Genomic DNA, 1,098 nt, shown 5'->3' on the forward strand with positions numbered 1-1,098 from the left:
TAAATTTTCAGTCCCAGCGGTTTCACCGTAAGCCGCAGTAAACTGACCTTTCACTTGCGTCGCCATTTCGCTTAACGCTTCGCTAAGCTGCTGTTTAGAAATGCCTGGCGTCCACGTAATTCTTTTCGCTAATTGGTCCGCGTCATCTTTAGTTAAAGTGATACCAATCTGGTTAAAAGCGTTCTGCAATTGCGTCGAGACGTTCGTAACAAAATTCGCTTCGGTTAACAGAAAATCAGATGCTTTGAGCTGGGCCAGGTTCACCGATGGCAAATGAGCAAACGCATTGCGAAGGAACGAAGACGCGCTCTCACGAACCACGCTAGAACTCATTTGACGCGCCAAATCATCAACAAATGAGGCAATATCCCCAGTCGCTGATTTCAGCTCTTCAGCGCTTAACTTTGCAATCTGCTGCGCTTGCGTGCTTTCGGTTCCAAGCTGAAATTGACTCACAAACTGAGTCGGCAATGACGAATCCACTTTGTCCGTAAGCTGGTCGGCAAACCAAGTTTGGAACTGACTTGCCAATGCATTGTTCATCTGCGTCGTAAGTTCGGCGGCGTCCACTTCACCGTTTGAACTCGCGCCTTGTAGCGACTTCATCCAAATAGATGCGCTGTCGCTGAGCGCTGCATCCGGAAATGCGCTGTTTTTCTCTTTCAATTGAGTCAGCGTATCGACGTAAAGTGCGATGCTCTGTTCGTCAGTTTGACCGTTAATGGTTGGTAAGTGTGCGATCAGTGAAGCAAGCTGCTGAGTTTCCGCATCACCTAAAATTGGGGTCAATTGCTCTGTTAGGCTTTGTCCAAACGTTGGCAGTGGCGTACTGCTTGCGGCGGCGGTTGCCGCTCCGGTTGCTGAGCCCGTTGTTGTCATATTCGTCATATCCAAACCTCTAGATCACCATACCGCGCATCATGGTTGGTCGCTTTCGTCTTTTACCCTGCACGCCTTGCAACTGATGCTGTTGCTGCCTGCGGCGCTGAACTTCTTCGATGAGTTCTTGCTCGGCGTGTTGCATTAACTTCGGCGAGGCGTTTAAACCACCAAGCAGAACTTCGCCGGCTACGGGGCCAACACCGAGTCCTTCTAATA

General features: G+C 49.8%; 1 protein-coding gene and 1 pseudogene. Both read right to left on the reverse strand.

Annotated features, from left to right (window positions below; translation table 11 throughout):
• Positions 1–894: pseudogene (locus R8O11_RS25120) on the reverse strand (Type III secretion cytoplasmic LcrG inhibitor); the annotation flags it as partial.
• A gap of 4 nt (positions 895–898) precedes the next feature.
• Positions 899–1,098, reverse strand: a 200-nt coding sequence (vcrG, locus tag R8O11_RS25125) for an LcrG family type III secretion system chaperone VcrG (RefSeq protein WP_318194598.1), incomplete at its 5' end; no start/stop codon positions are given.

The organism is Vibrio sp. 1288, assembly GCF_033344475.1.